Origin of the sequence: Micromonospora sp. RP3T (assembly GCF_003027925.1) — a bacterium.
In the GTDB taxonomy this organism is placed as follows: Bacteria; Actinomycetota; Actinomycetes; order Mycobacteriales; family Micromonosporaceae; genus Micromonospora.
This window is the reverse complement of the sequence record NZ_PYPS01000086.1, coordinates 1-1,480: the sequence shown is the minus strand read 5'-3', so window position 1 is coordinate 1,480 and position 1,480 is coordinate 1. Positions and strand designations below refer to the sequence as shown.

The window sequence follows — 1,480 nt, the reverse complement described above, 5'->3', positions numbered from 1 at the left end:
CCGTACTACTCGGTGGGGCGGCAGATCGCGGAGGCGTACCGGGTGCATCATCCCCGGGCCGGCCGGCGGGAGGCCCGCAGCCGGGCCGTGGACATGCTGGACCGGGTGGGCATTCCGCAGCCGGCGAAGCGGTTCGCGCAGTACCCGCACGAGTTCTCCGGTGGGATGCGGCAGCGGGCGATGATCGCGATGGCGCTGGTCAACGACCCGGATCTGCTGATCGCCGACGAGCCGACCACGGCGTTGGACGTCACCGTGCAGGCGCAGATCCTGGACCTCCTCGCTGATCTGCAGGCGGAGTTCCGTTCGGCGATCATCCTGATCACGCACGATCTGGGGGTGGTCAGCCAGGTGGCTGACGACGTCCTGGTCATGTACGGGGGGCGGGCGGTGGAGCACGGCAGCGTGGCGCAGGTGTTGCGGACGCCGCAGCATCCGTACACCTGGGGGTTGTTGTCGAGCGTGCCGTCGTTGCACGGTGACGCGGACGCGGACCTGGTGCCGATCCCGGGTAATCCGCCGTCGTTGATCAATCTGCCGTCGGGGTGCGCGTTCCATCCCCGCTGTCGGTGGGCCGACGACCGCTCCCGCCTCGAGGTGCCCGGGTTGCGGGACGCCGGTGAGTCGGGGCACCTGGTCGCCTGTCATCTGTCGGCGGGAGACCGGGAGCGGATCTACCGCGACGAGATCGCCCGGGTGGGGGTGGCCCGATGAGCGCCGAGACCGAGCCGCTGCTCCAGGTGCGCGGGTTGACCAAGCATTTCCCGGTGCGCGACGGGCTGCGCGGCAAGGCGGTGGTGCGGGCGGTCGACGGGCTGGACTTCGACGTGCGGCCCGGTGAGACGCTCGGGCTGGTGGGGGAGTCGGGGTGTGGGAAGACCACGACCGGGCGGATGTTGGTGCGCCTGCTGGAGCCCACCAGCGGGTCGATCACGTTCGCCGGTCGGGACATCACCCACGCCGGCCGTCGGGACCTGCGTGACCTGCGGCAGGACCTGCAGATCATCTTCCAGGACCCGTACGCGTCGTTGAACCCGCGGCACACCGTCGGGCGGATCGTGGCGATGCCGTTGCAGGTCAACAACATCACCCCACCCGGCGGCGTCAAGCGGCGGGTGCAGGAGCTGCTGGAACTGGTCGGACTCAACCCGGAGCACTACAACAGGTATCCGCACGAGTTCTCCGGCGGGCAACGCCAACGCGTCGGTATCGCCCGCGCCCTCGCGCTGAAACCGAAGCTGATCGTCGCCGACGAACCCGTCTCCGCGCTCGACGTCTCCATCCAGGCGCAGGTCATCAACCTGCTACGCGGCCTGCAACGCGACCTGGACCTGGCGTTCGTGTTCATCGCCCACGACCTCGCCGTGATCCGCCACTTCTGCCACCGCGTCGCGGTCATGTATCTCGGCACCATCGTCGAGATCGGTGACCGGGACGCCATCTACACCCGACCGCAGCACCCCTACACCCGGGCGCTGCT

General features: G+C 69.4%; 2 protein-coding genes. Both read left to right on the top strand.

Going from position 1 to position 1,480, the window contains the following annotated elements:
• The coding region (locus C8054_RS31515) for an ABC transporter ATP-binding protein (RefSeq protein WP_146180026.1) at positions 1-714 on the top strand (714 nt) is incomplete at its 5' end.
• Positions 711-1,480: ABC transporter ATP-binding protein (locus C8054_RS31510; RefSeq protein WP_107162785.1), on the top strand; the 770-nt coding region annotated here is incomplete at its 3' end. The genes C8054_RS31515 and C8054_RS31510, both read left to right, overlap by 4 nt.